Annotated in this window: 18 protein-coding genes; 10 read left to right on the forward strand and 8 right to left on the reverse strand. The window is 64.4% G+C overall.

The features are described 5' to 3' along the window. From V1289_RS34180 to V1289_RS34190, 3 genes are read right to left on the reverse strand one after another with little or no spacing between them, the layout of a single operon-like run. Complete coding sequence (locus V1289_RS34180) at positions 1-2,802, reverse strand: DUF4159 domain-containing protein (protein ID WP_334407790.1); 2,802 nt, start codon at positions 2,800-2,802, stop codon at positions 1-3. Continuing rightward, the gene (locus V1289_RS34185; protein ID WP_334402683.1) at positions 2,802-3,743 is read right to left on the reverse strand and encodes a DUF58 domain-containing protein; all 942 of its coding nucleotides are present in this window, start codon (positions 3,741-3,743) and stop codon (positions 2,802-2,804) included. Before V1289_RS34185 ends, V1289_RS34180 begins: the two co-directional genes overlap by 1 nt. Beyond that, positions 3,743-4,741: an AAA family ATPase gene (locus V1289_RS34190; RefSeq protein WP_074280273.1), complete on the reverse strand. Its 999-nt coding sequence runs from the start codon at positions 4,739-4,741 to the stop codon at positions 3,743-3,745. Before V1289_RS34190 ends, V1289_RS34185 begins: the two co-directional genes overlap by 1 nt. A gap of 237 nt (positions 4,742-4,978) precedes the next feature. On the opposite strand from V1289_RS34190, the gene V1289_RS34195 reads away from it, so the two are divergent. Genes V1289_RS34195 through V1289_RS34215 form a run of 5 tightly spaced genes read left to right on the forward strand, consistent with a single transcriptional unit; the run spans position 4,979 to position 8,565 of the window. Beyond that, positions 4,979-5,620, forward strand: coding sequence for a DUF1285 domain-containing protein (locus V1289_RS34195; RefSeq protein ID WP_334402686.1), 642 nt, complete (start codon positions 4,979-4,981; stop codon positions 5,618-5,620). Positions 5,621-5,628: 8 nt separating this feature from the next. Beyond that, positions 5,629-6,288, forward strand: a complete 660-nt coding sequence (locus V1289_RS34200) for a CoA pyrophosphatase (RefSeq protein WP_334402688.1) — start codon at positions 5,629-5,631, stop codon at positions 6,286-6,288. Next, entirely contained in the window at positions 6,285-6,548 is a 264-nt protein-coding gene (locus tag V1289_RS34205; protein WP_334402690.1) for a DUF6111 family protein, read from the forward strand. Before V1289_RS34200 ends, V1289_RS34205 begins: the two co-directional genes overlap by 4 nt. Continuing rightward, the gene (locus tag V1289_RS34210; RefSeq protein ID WP_334402692.1) at positions 6,545-7,801 is read left to right on the forward strand and encodes a CCA tRNA nucleotidyltransferase; all 1,257 of its coding nucleotides are present in this window, start codon (positions 6,545-6,547) and stop codon (positions 7,799-7,801) included. The genes V1289_RS34205 and V1289_RS34210 overlap by 4 nt, the downstream gene beginning before the upstream one ends. Beyond that, the gene (locus tag V1289_RS34215; protein WP_334402694.1) at positions 7,798-8,565 is read left to right on the forward strand and encodes a TSUP family transporter; all 768 of its coding nucleotides are present in this window, start codon (positions 7,798-7,800) and stop codon (positions 8,563-8,565) included. Before V1289_RS34210 ends, V1289_RS34215 begins: the two co-directional genes overlap by 4 nt. A 9-nt stretch (positions 8,566-8,574) precedes the next feature. Here the strand turns inward: V1289_RS34215 and V1289_RS34220 are convergent, their stop codons facing one another. From V1289_RS34220 to V1289_RS34240, 5 genes are all read right to left on the reverse strand, one after another. After that, positions 8,575-9,324, reverse strand: a complete 750-nt coding sequence (locus tag V1289_RS34220; protein ID WP_334402696.1) for an HAD family hydrolase — start codon at positions 9,322-9,324, stop codon at positions 8,575-8,577. Further along, positions 9,315-10,202 carry an oxygen-dependent coproporphyrinogen oxidase gene (gene hemF, locus V1289_RS34225; RefSeq protein WP_334402698.1) on the reverse strand — a complete coding sequence of 296 codons (888 nt, stop codon included), beginning with the start codon at positions 10,200-10,202 and terminating at the stop codon, positions 9,315-9,317. The genes V1289_RS34220 and hemF overlap by 10 nt, the downstream gene beginning before the upstream one ends. Positions 10,203-10,343: 141 nt before the next feature. Continuing rightward, on the reverse strand, positions 10,344-10,709 hold the full coding sequence (locus V1289_RS34230) for a 6-pyruvoyl trahydropterin synthase family protein (protein WP_334402701.1): 366 nt from the start codon (positions 10,707-10,709) through the stop codon (positions 10,344-10,346). A 47-nt stretch (positions 10,710-10,756) separates the two neighbouring features. Then, a complete protein-coding gene (queE, locus tag V1289_RS34235) occupies positions 10,757-11,389 on the reverse strand; it encodes a 7-carboxy-7-deazaguanine synthase (protein WP_334402703.1) in 633 nt (210 codons plus the stop codon). A gap of 9 nt (positions 11,390-11,398) precedes the next feature. Further along, entirely contained in the window at positions 11,399-11,854 is a 456-nt protein-coding gene (locus V1289_RS34240) for a tRNA (cytidine(34)-2'-O)-methyltransferase (protein WP_334402705.1), read from the reverse strand. A 278-nt stretch (positions 11,855-12,132) separates the two neighbouring features. On the opposite strand from V1289_RS34240, the gene petA reads away from it, so the two are divergent. From petA to V1289_RS49940, 5 genes are all read left to right on the forward strand, one after another. Continuing rightward, positions 12,133-12,663: a ubiquinol-cytochrome c reductase iron-sulfur subunit gene (petA, locus tag V1289_RS34245; RefSeq protein WP_309183041.1), complete on the forward strand. Its 531-nt coding sequence runs from the start codon at positions 12,133-12,135 to the stop codon at positions 12,661-12,663. A 72-nt stretch (positions 12,664-12,735) separates the two neighbouring features. Beyond that, positions 12,736-14,808 (forward strand): cytochrome c1, encoded by a 2,073-nt coding sequence (locus V1289_RS34250; protein WP_334402709.1) that lies wholly within the window; start codon positions 12,736-12,738, stop codon positions 14,806-14,808. Between the two features lie 248 nt (positions 14,809-15,056). Beyond that, positions 15,057-15,731, forward strand: a complete 675-nt coding sequence (locus V1289_RS34255) for a dienelactone hydrolase family protein (protein ID WP_334407791.1) — start codon at positions 15,057-15,059, stop codon at positions 15,729-15,731. A 52-nt stretch (positions 15,732-15,783) separates the two neighbouring features. Continuing rightward, the gene (locus V1289_RS34260) at positions 15,784-16,011 is read left to right on the forward strand and encodes a hypothetical protein (protein WP_334402711.1); all 228 of its coding nucleotides are present in this window, start codon (positions 15,784-15,786) and stop codon (positions 16,009-16,011) included. A 66-nt stretch (positions 16,012-16,077) separates the two neighbouring features. After that, on the forward strand, positions 16,078-16,299 hold the full coding sequence (locus tag V1289_RS49940) for a type II toxin-antitoxin system RelE/ParE family toxin (RefSeq protein ID WP_442896104.1): 222 nt from the start codon (positions 16,078-16,080) through the stop codon (positions 16,297-16,299). Positions 16,300-16,301 lie beyond the last annotated feature (2 nt).

Below are 16,301 nucleotides of genomic sequence, written 5' to 3' on the forward strand. Positions count from 1 at the left end.
TCATTGTCCCAACCGCTCGATCAAAGCGGGCGCATGCACCTGGTCAGCCTTGTAGTTGCCGGTCAGCGTGTACATCACGATGTTGACGCCGGCGCGGAAGGCGAATTCGCGCTGGCGCGGCTCGCCCGGCGTCAGCGGCAGCATCGGCTGGCCATCGGGGCGGATCGCCCAGGCGCCGGCAAGGTCGTTCGAGGTGATGATGATCGGCGAGACGCCGTCGCCGCCGCGCGCCGGCCGCTGCGCGGCCTCGTCGTCATCCTCGCGCGGCAGGGCTTCGACCCAGGTCTGGCCCGAACTGAAGCGGCCCGGGAAATCGCGCAGCAGATAAAACGTCTTGGTCAGTACGTGTTCGCGCGGCACCGGCTCGAGTTCGGGGACGTCGAGCGAGGAAAGGATATCGCGCAGCGTCTGCATGCCCGGCGTCTGCGCCGCGCCGTTGTCTCCAGGTGGCGCCTCGACGGCGTCGCGGGTGTCGAACACGACGGTGCCGCCCTGCTTCATATAGGCGTCGATGCGGTTGATGGCGTCCTGCGGCGGCTTCGGCGCCCCCGGTATCACCGGCCAGTAGATCAGCGGGAAAAATGCCAGCTCGTCATGCGCGGGATCGATGCCGACGGGATCGCCGGCTTCCAGCGCGGTGCGCTGCGCCAGGAACAGGGTCAGCCCGGACATGCCGGCCTTGACGATGGAATCGACGTCGGCATTGCCGGTGACGACATAGGCGAGGCGCGTCTGCGAGACCGCCTTGATGGCGAAGTCGTCGTTGTTGTCGGCGCGGCTCGGCGAGGGGCTCATCGCGGCCAGGACGAATGCGATGGCAAGTGCGGCCGGCGCCGCGCGACGCCGCAACAGGGCGGCGAGGCCGGCGCCAAGCATGGCAACCACGATCGCATCGATCAGGAACAGCGCCAGCGATGATGACAGCAATATCCCGCGCAGGTCGCGCGGCTCGGCGTTGGTGTAGCTGGCGCGCCGTGCGCGCAGGGAAGAAGTATCCAGCGGCGCGATGCGATCGGCCGACGCCAGGGTGTTGACGGCGATCGGACCTTCGGCCGAACCATAGAACCCCGGCGGATGATCCGCGGTGGCGCGATCGCGATAATCCGCCGGCATCGGCTTGGCGGTCGAGGGCGGCGGGCCGAACGCACCAAAACCGTCGAGCGTGCGCAGCGGCGCCACCGTCTCCGCGGTCGCCTCGCTGGCGACGCCAGCACCCGGTTTCGACGTGTAGCCGGACATGTCGACCAGCCGCCGCAGCATCTCGACAAAACTGCCCGACATCGGCAAGTCCGACCAGCGCATGTCGGCGCCGACATGGAACAGGCTGACCACGCCCTTGCCGCGATGCTCGCCGGTCACCAGCGGCGTGCCGTCCTCCAGCGACGCCCAGCTCTTGGTTGCCAGCACCGCATCCGGTTCGGCCAAAACCTGCCGGCTGATGGTGACGTCCTTCGGTACCACAAGGCCTGCGAACGGTCCGTCCGCGGCAAACGAGGCCATATGCTGCGGCTTTTCCCAGGTCAGGCTGCCGCCCAGGCTGCGGCCGCCGCGGCGCAATTTCACCGGCACCAGATCGTCATCGGCCTGCGCCAGACGCGGGCCGGCGAACCGCACCAGCACGCCGCCTTGCTCGATCCATGCGTTGAGACGCTCGCGGATTTCCGGCGACAGCGTGCCGACATCCGCCAGCACGATCATCGGCAGCCGCTGATCCAGAAATTGCGCGATCACCTGCTGCGGCGCGCCCCGATCGGCAAGCCGCACATCGGCGAACGGCGACAGCGCGCGGGTGAGATAGAAGGTCGAGGCCAGCAGTGGCTGCGCGGTATCGGTGCTCGAGCCACTGACCACGCCGATGGCGCGCCGCCGCCATCGCTTGTCGAGCAATTGGACCGCGCCGGCGGAACGCTCGCCCGAGATTTCCAGCCGCGCGATGTCGTTGCGCAGTTCGACCGGAAGGTCGAACGCCGCCTCGGTATCACGTTCCTGCGGTCCAAAGCTGTAACGGGCTTCGCCGATCGGCGAGCCCTTGGCGTCGATGGCGCGCACGATGCCGGCGGCAAGGCCGCCATCGGTGCGCAACACCTTTACGGTCATCTTCGCGGCGGCGTTTTCGGCGGCGACCAGGGCCAGCGCGGAGGGCGCGCCGCCCTCGAACACCGTCAGCGTACGGTCGCCGATGGTCTTGCCGAGGTTTTCCAGAAACTCAGCGCCGCGCCCGGTATCGACGCCGTCGGCCAGCCACGCGATTTCGGCGTCGCCGGTGGCTTTGAGGAAGCGCTCGAGGGCCGGCAGCGTCTCGACGCGCTCGACCGAATAGGGTTTTGGCGAAAGCTGTCGCAGCGCCACCCGCGCGGTGCCGCCCGGCATCAAGGTGATGTCGCGCGCCGGCTCCGACAGCGGGACCAGGGCTATGCCGCGCCGGTCGTTGTCGGCATTCGCGATCAATTCATCGGCGGCCTTGATCCGGATGTCCCAACTCGACGCCGCGCTCCAGCCGTCGTCGAGCAGGATCACCAGCGGCGCCTTGCTGCCGCCAAGTGCGGTCTGCGGATTCCAGATCGGGCCGGCGGCGGCGAGGATGATGAGTGCGGCAGCGGTCAGCCGCAACAGGGTCAGCCACCACGGCGTGCGCGACGGGGTTTCTTCCTTCGGCGCGATATCGAACAACAGCCGCGTCGGCGGGAACTCGATCCGCTTCGGCCGCGGCGGCATCACCCGCAACAGCCACCACAGCACCGGCAGGCTCAACAGACCCAGCAGCAGCAGCGGTTCGGCAAAGGAGAGGGGGAGACCTGCGATCATGTGCCTCGCCCCACTTTGACGCTCGAGCGCACGCCGCCTTTGCTCACCATCATGCCGGAATGCAGGAACAGCAGCAGTTCGGCGGCGGAGCGGCTGGTGGTGTGGGTCGAGAACAGCCAGTCGAGCTTGTTGGTCTCGCTGCGGATCTCGTCGCGATGCAGGGCGACGCGCGCGACGTAGTCGCGCGCCCAGCTCTCGGCGCGGCCCGCGGTGATCTGGCTTCCATCTTCCGGTTCGACGAATTCGACGCGGCCGGAATACGGGAAAGTCTCTTCGGCGGGATCGACGACCTGGACCAGCGTGCCATGCGCGCCGGAGGCGGACAATCCGGCCAGCATGTTCCTGATCTCCGGCATCGGCGACCAGAAATCCGACAGCACCACGATTTCGGCCAGTGCCGACGGCACGAACGACGGCGGCAGGCTCGCACGCGTCGCATCGTCGTGCAGCATCGCCTGCGCCATCTTGTCGATCACGTTGCTGCTCGAGGTCGGGTTCATCAGGCCGGGGACGCCGACGCGCTCGCCGCCCGAGACCAGAAGCTCGGCCAGCGCGAAGGTCACGATCAGTCCGCGCTCCAGCTTGCTGTCGCGCGCTCCCTTGGAGGCGAACGCCATCGACGGCGAACGGTCCGGCCACAGCCACACGGTGTGCGCGGCCTCCCATTCCTGTTCGCGGACATAGAGATGATCGTCGCGCGCCGAACGGCGCCAGTCGACGTTCTGTGACGGTTCGCCCGAGACAAAGCGGCGGTACTGCCAAAAACTTTCGCCGGCGCCGGCGCGCCGCCTGCCATGCAGGCCGTGAATGACGTTGGCGGCGATGCGGCGGGCTTCAAGCACAAGGCGCGGCAGCGATGCGGCGAGCGTTCGGCTTTCGCCATCGGCACGTCGGATTGCTGTGATCTCCTCGCCCAGGAGCCTGCTCTCTGCGGCCATCAACCAATCCGCGCCTTCAATTGCCTGATCACGTCGGGAATTGTGCGGCCCTCGGCACGCGCCGAGAATGTCAGCGCCATGCGGTGCTTGAGAACGGGTTCGGCGAGATCGAGCACGTCGTCGATCGAGGGCGCGAGCCGGCCATCGAGCAGCGCGCGGGCGCGGACCGCCAGCATCAGCGACTGGCTGGCGCGCGGACCCGGGCCCCAGGCGATCAGCTTCTCGCCGCCGTCGGGATTGGGGCGCGCGGCGCGCACCAGCGAAAGGATCGCCTCGACGACGCTGTCGCCGACCGGCAGGCGCCGCACCAGCCGCTGCGCGGCAATCAGGATCTCCGCATTCATCGAGGCTTTCGCCAGCGTCTCATCCGCGCCGGTGGTCTCGAACAGGATGCGCCGTTCGGCGTCGCGATCGGGATAATCGACGTCGATCTCCATCAGGAAACGATCGAGCTGCGCTTCCGGCAGCGGATAGGTGCCTTCCTGCTCCAGCGGGTTTTGGGTCGCGAGCACGTGGAACGGCTTGGGCAGATCGTGGCGCGCGCCGGCCACGGTGATGTGCTGCTCCTGCATCGCCTGCAGCAGCGCCGACTGGGTGCGCGGGCTGGCGCGGTTGATTTCGTCGGCCATCAGCAGTTGTGCGAACACGGGACCGGCGATGAAGCGGAACGACCGCTTGCCGGTGCTGCTCTCGTCCAGCACCTCGGCGCCCAGAATATCCGACGGCATCAGGTCCGGCGTGAACTGGATGCGCTTGGCGTCGAGGCCCAGCGTGATGCCGAGCGTTTCGACCAGCTTGGTCTTGGCCAGACCGGGAACCCCGATCAGCAAGGCGTGACCGCCGGACAGGATCGTCACCAGGGTGTTTTCGATCACCCGATCCTGGCCGAAGATGACGGTGGAGATCGCCTCCTTCGCAGCACGGATTTGACCGGAGACCTGTTCGGCCGAACGGACGATTCCGTCTTCCAGTTTCTCGACACTGTCTGCGCCAGGCATTTCGTTCTCCTTGCCAGATCCTGTGATGACGCTGCTCGATACCGGCGTCGTCATGCCATGAACCTCATGCTAAGCCGATGCAAAGGCCATGTATTCGTTGAATTAGACTATCCCCACATTATCGGTATTTAGGGGTATGAACGGCATCACGAAGTGGCGAGAATGTTGTCCCGCTCACATCTTCGAGTACGTGCACCAATCGTGCCAGATTGAGGCTAGCAAATCTTAAGGCAAACAATGGCGAACGAAGGGCAGACCGGCCAAAACCGTGAAACCACGGGCCTTGAAAGCACGGGTCTCGAAGGCCTCACTGCCGCGGCCAGCAATGCCGCGAAAGCCAACCCTGCCGACGCAAAGGGATTACCCCCGGTGCACCTGTGGAATCCGCCGTTCTGCGGCGATCTCGACATGCGAATCGCCGGCGATGGTACGTGGTTCTACATGGGGACACCAATTGGCCGGCCGGCGCTGGTCCGGCTGTTTTCGACCATTCTCAAACGCGAGGACGGTAAGCACTTTCTCGTGACCCCGGTGGAGAAGGTCGGCATCCGCGTCGACGATGCGCCGTTCCTTGCGGTCGAGATGCAAACCGAAGCGGACGAACGCGGCCGGCTGCTGCGTTTTCGCACCAATGTCGATGACTGGGTTGGCTGCGACGGCGGACACCGCCTGCGCTTCGAGATGGCCGCCGATGGTGGTCTCACGCCCTATCTTCACGTCCGCGCCGATTTATGGGCCAAGGTGACCCGCGCGATCTACTACGATCTGGTTGACATGGGCGAGGAGCGGGTGGTCGATGGTCAACCGATGTTCGGGATCGAATCCGGCGGCGAATTCTTCGCAATGGCGGACGCCAAGCAGGTGAGGGACGCGCTTTGAACGGCACGATGCTGAAGATGGAACCGGCCGCCACCAGCGCGGCGGAATTCTTCGAGCGAACCCAGGCGCGGCTCAATTTCGACGTTCCGCCGGGACTGGTCGATCCCAACATCATTCCCAAAAGCGGCGATCAGGGTACCGATCGCATGCTGGAGATCATCGCGCGCGAACAGCCGGTGCGGCCGGCCGCGGTATTGATCCCGGTGGTCGACCATCCGCAGCCGACCGTGCTCTTGACGCAGCGCTCGGCGCATCTCAACGAACATGCCGGCCAGATCGCCTTTCCCGGCGGCAAGATCGACGTGACCGACGCCTCGCCGCTCGATGCCGCCTTGCGCGAGGCTTATGAGGAAGTCGGCCTCAAGCGCGAATTCATCGAGCCGATCGGCTATCTCGATCTCTATGGAACCGGTTTTGGATTTCGCATCCTGCCGACGGTGGCGAGGGTCAAGCCCGGTTTCAAGCTCAGGATCAATGAAGGCGAAGTGGATGACGCCTTCGAGGTGCCCCTTGCATTTCTGATGAATCCGGCGAACCACCAGATCCATAGCAAGGAATTCCGCGGCATGGAGCGCTCCTATTACGCCATGCCGTATGCCGAGCGTTATATCTGGGGCGCGACGGCGGGAATCCTGCGCGTGCTGTATGAGCGGATCTTTTTGCCATGATCCGGCCGGCATTGACCGAAGTCGGAATCTTCCTGATCCCGTTTGCGGTCTATGCCCTGTTCCTGATCGCGACCCGTTCCGGATTGCTGGTGCAATCTTCCTGGCCGGCGCATCGGCTGGCAAAACTGGTACTGGGGTCGCTGCTGCTGGTGGTGACCAGTTTCGTTCTGCTGGCGCGTTTTTCCGGCGCGCCGCCCAAGTCGACCTACATTCCCGCCCACATGGAGAACGGCAGGTTCGTTCCCGGAGTTGAGAAATGAGCGAGGTGCCCGTGCTGTCGGATGCGCCCTGGCTGAGGTCCGGTCCGGCGGCCCGTGTGCTCGCCTTGCTTAACGGCGCGAACGAGGAAGCCCGCGTCGTCGGCGGCGCGGTCCGCAACGCGCTGATGAAGATCCCGATCGCCGATATCGATATCGCGACCTCCGCGGTCCCTGAGGAAGTCGTGCGCCGCGCCAGGGCGGCCGGAATCAAGAGCGTGCCGACCGGCATCGAGCATGGCACCGTGACGCTGGTGGTCGACGGCCATCCATTCGAGGTGACGACGCTGCGCGAGGATACCGAGACCTACGGCCGCAAGGCCAAGGTCGCGTTCGGCCGCGACTGGGTCCGCGACGCGGAGCGGCGCGACTTCACCATCAACGGTCTCTCGGTCGATGCCGCCGGCGTCGTGCACGACCATGTCGGCGGGCTCGCGGATATCGCCGCCAGACGCGTGCGTTTCATCGGCGATCCCGCCGCGCGGATCGCTGAGGATTATTTACGCATCCTCCGGTTCTTCCGCTTTCACGCCGCTTATGCGGCCGGAGAACCCGATCGCGCCGGATATCTCGCTTGCATTGGCGGACGCGCGGGATTGGCGAATCTCTCGGCGGAACGCATTCGCATGGAGATGCTCAAGCTCGTGGTCGCCAAGGGAGCCGAGATCGCGGTCACGGCGATGGCCGACGGCGGCCTGCTGCTGCCGATCTTCGGCGGCGTCACCTACACCGGGCCCTTTGCGGCGATGATATCGGCGGAACATCTGCTGGGACTTGAAGCCAACGCGGTTCGAAGGCTCGGCGCGCTCACGGTTGCCGTCACCGAGGATGCCAAACGCGTCGCGGCGCGGCTGCGCCTCTCCAATGCCGAGGCCAAGGCGCTGGATTCGATGGGCCATCGCTGGTGGCGGCTGGCTGCCATGGATGAGGCGACGGCGCGGCGGCGGCTCTACCGGCTCGGCGAGGAGCCTTATCGCGACCGGCTGATGCTGGCATGGGCGCGGGCCGGCGTGCGGCACGACACCGGCCATTGGCGCGCGCTGGCCACGCTGCCGCAGCGCTGGAGCGCGCCAAAATTTCCGCTCAGGGCTGCCGACTTCGTCGCGCGCGGAATTGCCGAAGGCCCGGCGCTGGGACACGTGCTCACGCTGGCGGAAGACGCCTGGCTGGCGGCGGATTTTCCTTTTGATCCGTCCGCACTGACCGCGATTGCCGACCAGACCGCCGCCCGTTTCAGACGCGATCATCGGCTGTGAATATTCTCGCGGGCTTTGCCGACATCTCGCTCGTCCAGCTCCTGCTGGTGGCCGGCGTTGCGCTGTTTGCCTCGCTGATCGGCGGCCTTGCCGGCTATGGCACCGGCGCGCTGATGCCGCTGGTGCTGGTGCCCCTGATCGGCGCCGAGCCCGTGGTGCCGATCATCGCGATCTCGGCCGTCTTCACCAATATCAGCCGTTTCAGCGCCTATTTCCGCTATATCGACCGGCGCCGCGCGCTGATCGTCGTCGCAGCCGCGGCGCTCACGACGGCGCTCGGCGCCTACGGCTATACGCGGCTGACCAATGCAGGTGCTGAACTGGTGATCGGAACCATGCTGATCTCGAGCGTGCCGTTGCGCCGGCTGGCCAGGCGCCGCGAAGTCAGGATCGGCGACAGCGGGCTTGCCGCCAGCGCGGTCGGTTACGGCGTCGTGGTCGGGGGCACCTCGGGCTCGGGGGTGATCCTGCTGTCGCTGTTGATGGCCACCGGCCTCGAAGGCGCGGCCGTGATCGCCACCGATGCGGTGATCTCGGTTGCGACCAGCGTCATCAAGATTTCGGTGTTCGGCCTATCCGGCGTCGTCACCGCGCAGGTGCTCGCCTTTGCGCTCCTGATCGGAATCATCGCGATACCCGGCGCCTTTCTTGCCAGGGCTTTCGTCGAACGGATGCCGGTGCATATCCACACCGCGATCCTCGACGTCGCCGTCGTCACGGGCGGCGTGGTGATGATCTCCACGGCGCTGCGGCAATTGCTTTAATTGCGGCCGCTATCCACGCTCGACCGGCAGCAACTCCGTCAGCGAGCGGATGATGCGATCGGGCCTGATGGCGGAATCCGCCGGCAGGCCTTCGCCGTGGACGTCGATCCAGATGGCATAGATGCCGAGGCGCTGCGGCGCTTCGACTTCCCATTCCAGATTGTCGCCGATCATCCAGGTCTCGGGTGCGGTGACGCCGAGCGCCTGCATGGCGTGCAGATAGGCGCGCTCGTCCGGTTTGCCGAAACCATGTTCGCCCTCGATCTGGATGTGATCGAACCGGTGCGTCAGCGCAAAGCGTTCGACCTTTGCGCGCTGGGATTCGGCGGCGCCGTTGGTCACCAGCGCCAGTTTCACGCCATGCGCTTTCAGGGCATCGATGGCGTCATGCGCGCCCGGGAAGACGAACATCTCCTCTTCGCGATAGGCGGTGAAGCGGTTGGCGAGCCGGGTCGCGAGATCCATTGAAAGGGTGGTCCGGTGAGCTGCGGCAAGTGTGGCAAATCCGTCCCTGACGACCACGTGGCGTGCTTCGCCGAGTATCAGCCGCCACTCCGCCCCGGCTCTCGCCCAGAATTTTCGGCCGGACTCCACGATCGCCGCGGCAACCTGTTGCGACGACAGCGGCGCAAATTCGCCGGCAAATTCGCGCGCGACATTGTTCCAGGCGATATCGGGGCGGCCATAGGCCGACAGGATGGTCTCATCCATGTCGATCAGCATCGCGCGGGGCAGTTGCGTCATCGGTTTCACGGCCATTTCACTTCGGGCGGCATCGACGACAGGATTGAATCGACATTGCCGCCCGTCTTCAGCCCGAAGGTGGTGCCGCGGTCATAGAGCAGATTGAATTCGACATAACGGCCGCGGCGCACCAGTTGCTCCTCGCGATCCTCCGCCGTCCAGGAGGTGGCAAAATTCCTCCGGACCAGATCGGGATAGATTTTCAGAAACGCGCGGCCGACGTCCTGCGTGAACGCGAAGTCGGCATCCCAATCGCCGGAATCGTGATGATCGTAAAAGATGCCGCCGATGCCGCGGGCTTCCTTGCGGTGCGGCAGGTAGAAATAGTCGTCGCACCATTTCTTGTATCTGGCGTAGTCCGCGACTCCGTTGTGGCGGCCGCAGGCGGCCTGCATCGCGGCATGAAACGCAACCGTATCGGCGTCCTGCTGGGTCCGCCGCCGATCGAGCACCGGCGTCAGGTCCGAGCCGCCGCCGAACCATGCCTTCGTCGTCACCACAAAGCGTGTATTCATATGCACGGCAGGGACGTGCGGATTGCGCATGTGCGCGATCACCGAAATGCCGGACGCCCAGAACCGGGGATCATCGGTGGCGCCTGGAATCTGCGAGCGAAATTCGGGGCTGAATTCGCCGTGCACGGTCGAGCAGTGCACGCCGACCTTCTCGAACAGCCGCCCGTACATCATCGACATCACGCCGCCGCCGCCCGGCTTCCCGGTGTGGTCGTTGCGGTCCCAAGGCGTGCGCACGAAGCGTCCCGCGCCGCCGGGGTAGAGCGATGCCGGGGCATCGTCTTCCAGCCGCTCGAAAGCCGCGCAGATGTCGTTGCGCAGCGCTTCGAACCAGCCTCTGGCGCGAGCCTTGCGATCGTCGATCACGGACATATCCATGGGGGATTCCTAACGCTTATTTTTCGTCATTGCGAGGAGCGCAAGCGACGAAGTAATCCATTCTTTTTTGAGGCTATGGATTGCTTCGCGGAGTTTATCATCGGGCGCGCATTCGCGCGACCCGGTGGCTCGCAATGACGGCTAGCCCTGCGGCCCGAAGTAAGTGCAGCTCTCGTTGCAACTGTCGCGGTGAACGCTGACGCGCGTGATCTTTCCGGCGTGCTGAACCCGCTCCCAGATGAAGCGTGACAGGTTTTCGAGCGTCGGCGGTCCCAGCGCTACGACATTGTTCAGGAGCTTGTGGTCGAGCGTCTTCTGCACCTCCGCCATGCTGCGTTCGAGCAGGCCGAGATCGAGCAGCATCCCGGTTGCGGGATCGGGCGTTCCCCGCACGCTCACTTCGGCGCGAAACGAGTGGCCGTGGATTTCCTCGCTGGTCGCGCCAAACGTCGTTCCCGGCAGCGAATGCGCCGCCTCGAAGCGGAACGATTTCGTCAATTCCCACATTTGAAACTCAAATCCTTTCTGATGCCAATGCCGTCTGATACCCGAATCTATCTGATGCCGAGCGTCTTGTGCGTCTGCACGCTGAGCCGCCATTTGGGATGGCGCAGGCAATAGTCGACCGCGCGCGCGGTGTTTTCCGTCACGTTGGGGCCGTCCATCGGCTGCAGCGAGAATCTTTCGAAGGAAAGGCCGAGATAGTCCTCCGGCGCAGCACCTTGCTGCGGATAGACCAGCTTCAATTCGTGACCGGCGCGAACCACGAGGTCGGCGCCGGCTTTCGGGCTGACGCAAATCCAGTCCATGCCCTCGGGCGGGGCGATGGTTCCATTGGTCTCGACGCCGATCTCGAAGCCGCGCGCATGCAGCGCGTCGATCAGCGGCCGATCCACCTGCAACAGCGGTTCGCCGCCGGTCAGGACGACATAGCGGTTGGCGTTCGCGCCCGTCCATTGCGCAGCGACGGTGTCGGCGAGCTGGTCTGCCGAGCCATAGCGGCCGCCCAGCGTGCCGTCGGTGCCGACAAAGTCGGTATCACAAAACTGGCAGGTTGCGCTGGCGCGGTCCTGTTCGCGGCCGCTCCAGAGGTTGCAGCCGGAGAATCGGCAAAACACCGCAGCCCGGCCGGCATGCGCGCCTTCGCCCTGCAGGGTCAGAAAGATTTCCTTGACCGCGTAACTCACCACGCCTCCTTAAACTCCGGAACCGGTTTGCCTGAGCGCCTCGCCCAGAGCCATCGCCGCCGCCATGGCGACATTGAGCGAGCGCAAGCCCGGCTTGATCGGGATCAGCAGCCGGGCATCGGCGCTGGCTGCGACTGCATCGGGGACCCCGGCGGATTCCCGCCCGAACAGCAGGACATCGTTCGCGCCATAGCGGTAATCCAGATAGGAACCAGCCGCCTTGGTCGTGAACAGGATCAGCCGGAACCCCCCGTCGTTACGCCATTGCTCGAATTTTGGCCATGAGTCGTGGCGCGTAATGCTCACCTGGTCGAGATAGTCCATGCCGGCCCGGCGGAAGTGCCGGTCGGACACCGGAAATCCCGCCGGCTCGATAATATGGGCCGCCACATCCAGGCATGCGCACAGGCGCAGAATCGCTCCGGTGTTCTGGGGGATGTCGGGCTGGAAAAGCGCAATCTGCATGATGTGGCGGCTTGTGAAGTCCCGATGAAAATCTCTGAATACATCGCCGCTTCGGGCGGATTTAGTGCATTGCACGCTTGCGAGCCGATAGCGGGCTTGCGCTCTTACGGCAAGGGTGCCAATAGAACGATTCTGGACTGCTTGTTCCGCCGGATTGGCCGGGAAAAGTGGTCTTTCTGCCGCCGCGGGGGCCGCGGGCGCCGGCAGCCTCTTCCGGTCGCGTTTTCAGCGCCTCCGGGGCGGTTCCGCTGGCTGCAGATGAGAAAGGGCTTGGAATCGTGACGACAGCGTCTTCGGCGGACCATCCGACACGCCGTGATTTTCTTTTTGTTGCAACGGGAGCCGTCGCCGCGGTTGGCACAGCTGCCGCCGTGTGGCCGCTGGTTTCCCAGATGAACCCGGATGCCTCGACGATCGCGGCCGGTGCGCCGATCGAAGTCGATCTGGCTCCAATTGCCGAAGGCCAGGACATCAAGGTGTTCTGGCGCGGCAAGCCGATCTACATCAGCCACCGCACCAAGAAACAGATCGACGAGGCGCGCTCGGTTCCGGTCGCCAGCCTGCCCGATCCGGCGAGCGATCAGTCCCGGGTCAAGGACGGCCATGACCAGTGGCTGGTCGTGATCGGCATCTGCACCCATCTCGGCTGTATCCCGATCGCCCACGAGGGCAATTACGACGGCTTCTTCTGCCCATGCCACGGCTCGCAATACGATTCTTCGGGCCGTATCCGTCAGGGACCCGCCCCTGCCAACTTGCCGGTGCCGCCCTACCAGTTCGTTTCCGATACCAAAATCCAGATTGGCTAAGTCTCGGGTCTCCCGAGACTTGGACCTGGATTTGGACCCGTCGCGTCGTTTTTCTTCCTCAGGATCGCATCAATGAGCGGACCATCCGATTTTCAGCTGACCAACCCCGCCTTGAAGTGGATCGAACGGCGCCTCCCGATCATGGGCCTGGTCCACTCCTCGTTCGTGGCCTATCCGACGCCGCGTAACCTGAACTACTGGTGGACCTTCGGCGCCATCCTTTCGCTGATGCTCGGGGTGCAGATCCTGACCGGCGTGATCCTGGCGATGCACTACACGCCGGAGGCCACCATGGCCTTCAAGTCGGTCGAGCACATCATGCGCGACGTGAATTATGGCTGGCTGTTGCGTTATATGCACGCCAGCGGCGCCTCGATGTTCTTTATTGCCGTCTACGTCCACATGTTCCGCGGTCTCTATTACGGGTCGTACAAGGAGCCGCGTGAAGTGCTCTGGATCCTCGGCGTCATCATCTACCTCCTGATGATGGCCACCGGCTTCATGGGCTATGTGCTGCCGTGGGGCCAGATGAGCTTCTGGGGCGCCACCGTCATCACCAATTTGTTCTCCGCCGTGCCCTATTTCGGCGAGAGCATCGTGACGCTGTTGTGGGGCGGCTATTCGGTCGGTAATCCGACCTTGAACCGTTTCTTCTCGCTGCATTATCTGCTGCCGTTCGTGATCGCCGGCGTGGTCGTGCTGCACATCTGGGCGCTGCATGTCGCGGGCCAGAACAACCCGGCTGGTGTCGACGTGAAGACCGAAAAGGACACCGTGCCGTTCACGCCCCATGCGACCATCAAGGACATGTTCGGCACGTCCTGCTTCCTGATTTTCTTCGCCTGGTTCATCTTCTACATGCCGGGCTATCTCGGCGACGCCGACAATTACATCCCGGCGAACCCCGGCGTGACGCCCGCGCACATCGTGCCGGAATGGTATTACCTGCCGTTCTACGCGATCCTGCGCTCGATCCCGAACAAGCTTGCCGGCGTCATCGGGATGTTCTCGGCGATCATCGTGCTGGCCTTCCTGCCCTGGCTCGACAGCGCGAAAACCCGGTCGTCGAAGTATCGCCCGCTGGCCAAGCAGTTCTTCTGGATCTTCGTCGTCGTCTGCATCCTGCTCGGCTATCTCGGCGCGCAGCCGCCGGAGGGCATCTATGTGATCGCCGGCCGTATCCTCACCGTCTGCTACTTCGCCTATTTCCTGATCGTGCTGCCGCTGCTCGCGCGGATCGAAACGCCGAAGCCGCTGCCGAACTCGATCGCCGACGATGTGCTGGCGAAGAGCAAGGGCAGGGTCGCGACCGCCGCTTCCGCGATCATTGCGCTCGTCGTCGCCGGCGGCCTGATTGCCGGAAGCGCGCAGAACGCGCGCGCCGAGGAGCACGACGACGTGCCGCCGTCGGTGAAGTGGTCGTTCTCGGGCCCGATGGGCAAGTTCGACCGCGGCTCGATGCAGCGCGGCCTGAAGGTCTACAAGGAAGTCTGCTCGGCCTGCCACGCCTTGTCCTACATCGCGTTCCGCAATCTCGGCGATCCCGGCGGTCCCGGCTATTCGACGGCGCAGGCCGCCGCGCTGGCCGCCGAGTACAAGGTCAAGGACGGCCCGAACGACCAGGGCGAAATGTTCGAGCGGCCCGGCCGGCCGGCGGACTATTTCCCCTCGCCATTCCCGAACGAGCAGGCCGCCCGTGCCGCCAATGGCGGCGCCTATCCGCCGGACCTGTCGCTGATCACGAAAGCGCGTTCCTACGAGCGCGGTTTCCCGTGGTTCATCTTCGATTTCTTCACCCAGTTCCAGGAGCAAGGCCCGAACTACGTCAGCGCGATCCTGCAGGGTTTTGAAGACAAGCCGCCGGCTGGCGTGACCATTCCGGATGGCTCCTACTACAACAAATATTTCCCCGGCCACGCCATCAAGATGCCGAAGCCGCTGAGCGACGGCCAGGTCACTTTCGACGACGGATCGCCGGCCACGGTGGCGCAATATGCGCACGACGTCACCACGTTCCTGATGTGGACCGCGGAGCCGCATATGGAGGCGCGCAAGCGGATCGGCCTGCAGGTGTTCGTGTTCCTGATCCTGTTCGCGGGCTTGATGTATTTCACCAAGAAGAGGGTCTGGGCCGACGCGCACTAAGCGCTTCGGGCGGCCATGTGAATTCGGAAAAGCCCCTGCGGGGGCTTTTTTGTTGGGTTGATTTAGGTGTCATTCCGGGATGGTGCGTTAGCACCAGACCCGAAATCTCGAGATTCTCGGATGCGCAATTGCGCAACATAGTTCGATGCTTCGCATCGCCCCGGAATGACGGTGGTGGATTGCTTCCTGACCGCACAGCAGACAAAATGGCCGCCAACGGCCCCCCAAAAAAACTCCCGGAGGAACCCATGGGTACCAGCATCTCCTTCAGTCGCCCCGACGGCAAGGACGCCTACGGCTATCTTGCCAATGCCGCGCAGGGCAATGCGCCCGGTGTGGTCGTGATCCAGGAATGGTGGGGGCTGCAGGGCCAGATCAAGGGAATATGCGACCGCTTCGCGCTGGCCGGCTTCGATGCACTGGCGCCCGATCTCTACAACGGCAAGGTGGTGCCGTATCACGACACCGACGCCGCCGGCAAAGAGATGAACTCACTGGATTTCATGGACGCCACCACACAGACCGTGCGCGGTGCTGCGCAATACCTGGCCAGGAACGGCAGCAAGGTCGGCCTGACCGGCTTCTGCCTGGGCGGCGCAGTGACCATCATCGGCGCCACCAAGATCCCGGAACTCACGGCGGGTGTGGTGTTCTACGGCATTCCGCCGGAGCAGGCGGCGAAACCGGCGGACGTGAAAATTCCGCTGCAGTGCCATTTCGCCAACAAGGACGACTGGTGCACGCCGGCCGCGGTCGATGGCTTCGAGAAGGCGATGAAGGCCGCCGGCAAATCGCTGGAGCTGTTTCGCTATGACGCCGAGCACGGTTTTGGCAACGAGCAGCGCGTGTCGGTGCACGACCGGCAATGTGCGGAACTGGCCTGGGGTCGCGCCACGGAGTTTTTCAAAAAGCATTTGGGGTGAGGGGGCGTCGAACGCCGCAACTCGCGTTCCGCAGTTATTATATAGTGCGCCGATGACGAAAGTTCTGGAAGACGCCATCGAGAAGGTGAGGCAGCTGCCGGAAGACCGGCAGGCCTACGTCGCCGAGGTGCTGGAGCAGATCGCCGCGGCCGGCAGCGATGTGTTCACCGTGCCGGAAGAGCATCGCGCGGCCGTCCTCGAAGGCCTCGAACAGGCCGAGCGCGGCGAATTCGTGAGCGACGACGAGATGGCGGCACTCTGGAAAAAGTGCGGTCTGTGAGGCTTCGGTACGCACCGCGTGCCCGCACCGACATCGTCCATATCTACCAATACATAGCGCAGCACAATGTGGGTGCGGCGACCGCCGTCGTGCCGGCAGATTCGCTCGACGAGCGAACTGCTCGCCCGATATCCCGGCCTTGGGCGGGAGACCGACATTATCGGTGTTCGCGTCTTCCCGATCGCTCGCTATCCCTATCTTGTCTATCACCGAGTGAACGCGGGTGAACTGGTCGTCCTTCATGTTCGCGATGGGCGTCGAGATGCGCCTGATGAACGGGGACTGTAGGT

The sequence above is a fragment of the Bradyrhizobium sp. AZCC 2289 genome (assembly GCF_036924615.1).
Taxonomy (GTDB): Bacteria; Pseudomonadota; Alphaproteobacteria; order Rhizobiales; family Xanthobacteraceae; genus Bradyrhizobium.

Coding starts and splice junctions, on each gene's coding strand:
- V1289_RS49940 (WP_442896104.1), top strand. CDS start 16,078: ATGTGGGTGCGGCGACCGCCGTCGTGCCGGCAGATTCGCTCGACGAGC.
- V1289_RS34205 (WP_334402690.1), top strand. CDS start 6,285: ATGATCCGGCCGGCATTGACCGAAGTCGGAATCTTCCTGATCCCGTTT.
- V1289_RS34230 (WP_334402701.1), bottom strand. CDS start 10,709: ATGTGGGAATTGACGAAATCGTTCCGCTTCGAGGCGGCGCATTCGCTG.
- V1289_RS34200 (WP_334402688.1), top strand. CDS start 5,629: ATGCTGAAGATGGAACCGGCCGCCACCAGCGCGGCGGAATTCTTCGAG.
- V1289_RS34250 (WP_334402709.1), top strand. CDS start 12,736: ATGAGCGGACCATCCGATTTTCAGCTGACCAACCCCGCCTTGAAGTGG.
- hemF (WP_334402698.1), bottom strand. CDS start 10,202: ATGGATATGTCCGTGATCGACGATCGCAAGGCTCGCGCCAGAGGCTGG.
- V1289_RS34185 (WP_334402683.1), bottom strand. CDS start 3,743: ATGGCCGCAGAGAGCAGGCTCCTGGGCGAGGAGATCACAGCAATCCGA.
- V1289_RS34195 (WP_334402686.1), top strand. CDS start 4,979: ATGGCGAACGAAGGGCAGACCGGCCAAAACCGTGAAACCACGGGCCTT.
- V1289_RS34260 (WP_334402711.1), top strand. CDS start 15,784: ATGACGAAAGTTCTGGAAGACGCCATCGAGAAGGTGAGGCAGCTGCCG.
- V1289_RS34220 (WP_334402696.1), bottom strand. CDS start 9,324: ATGGCCGTGAAACCGATGACGCAACTGCCCCGCGCGATGCTGATCGAC.
- V1289_RS34190 (WP_074280273.1), bottom strand. CDS start 4,741: ATGCCTGGCGCAGACAGTGTCGAGAAACTGGAAGACGGAATCGTCCGT.
- V1289_RS34240 (WP_334402705.1), bottom strand. CDS start 11,854: ATGCAGATTGCGCTTTTCCAGCCCGACATCCCCCAGAACACCGGAGCG.
- V1289_RS34210 (WP_334402692.1), top strand. CDS start 6,545: ATGAGCGAGGTGCCCGTGCTGTCGGATGCGCCCTGGCTGAGGTCCGGT.
- V1289_RS34255 (WP_334407791.1), top strand. CDS start 15,057: ATGGGTACCAGCATCTCCTTCAGTCGCCCCGACGGCAAGGACGCCTAC.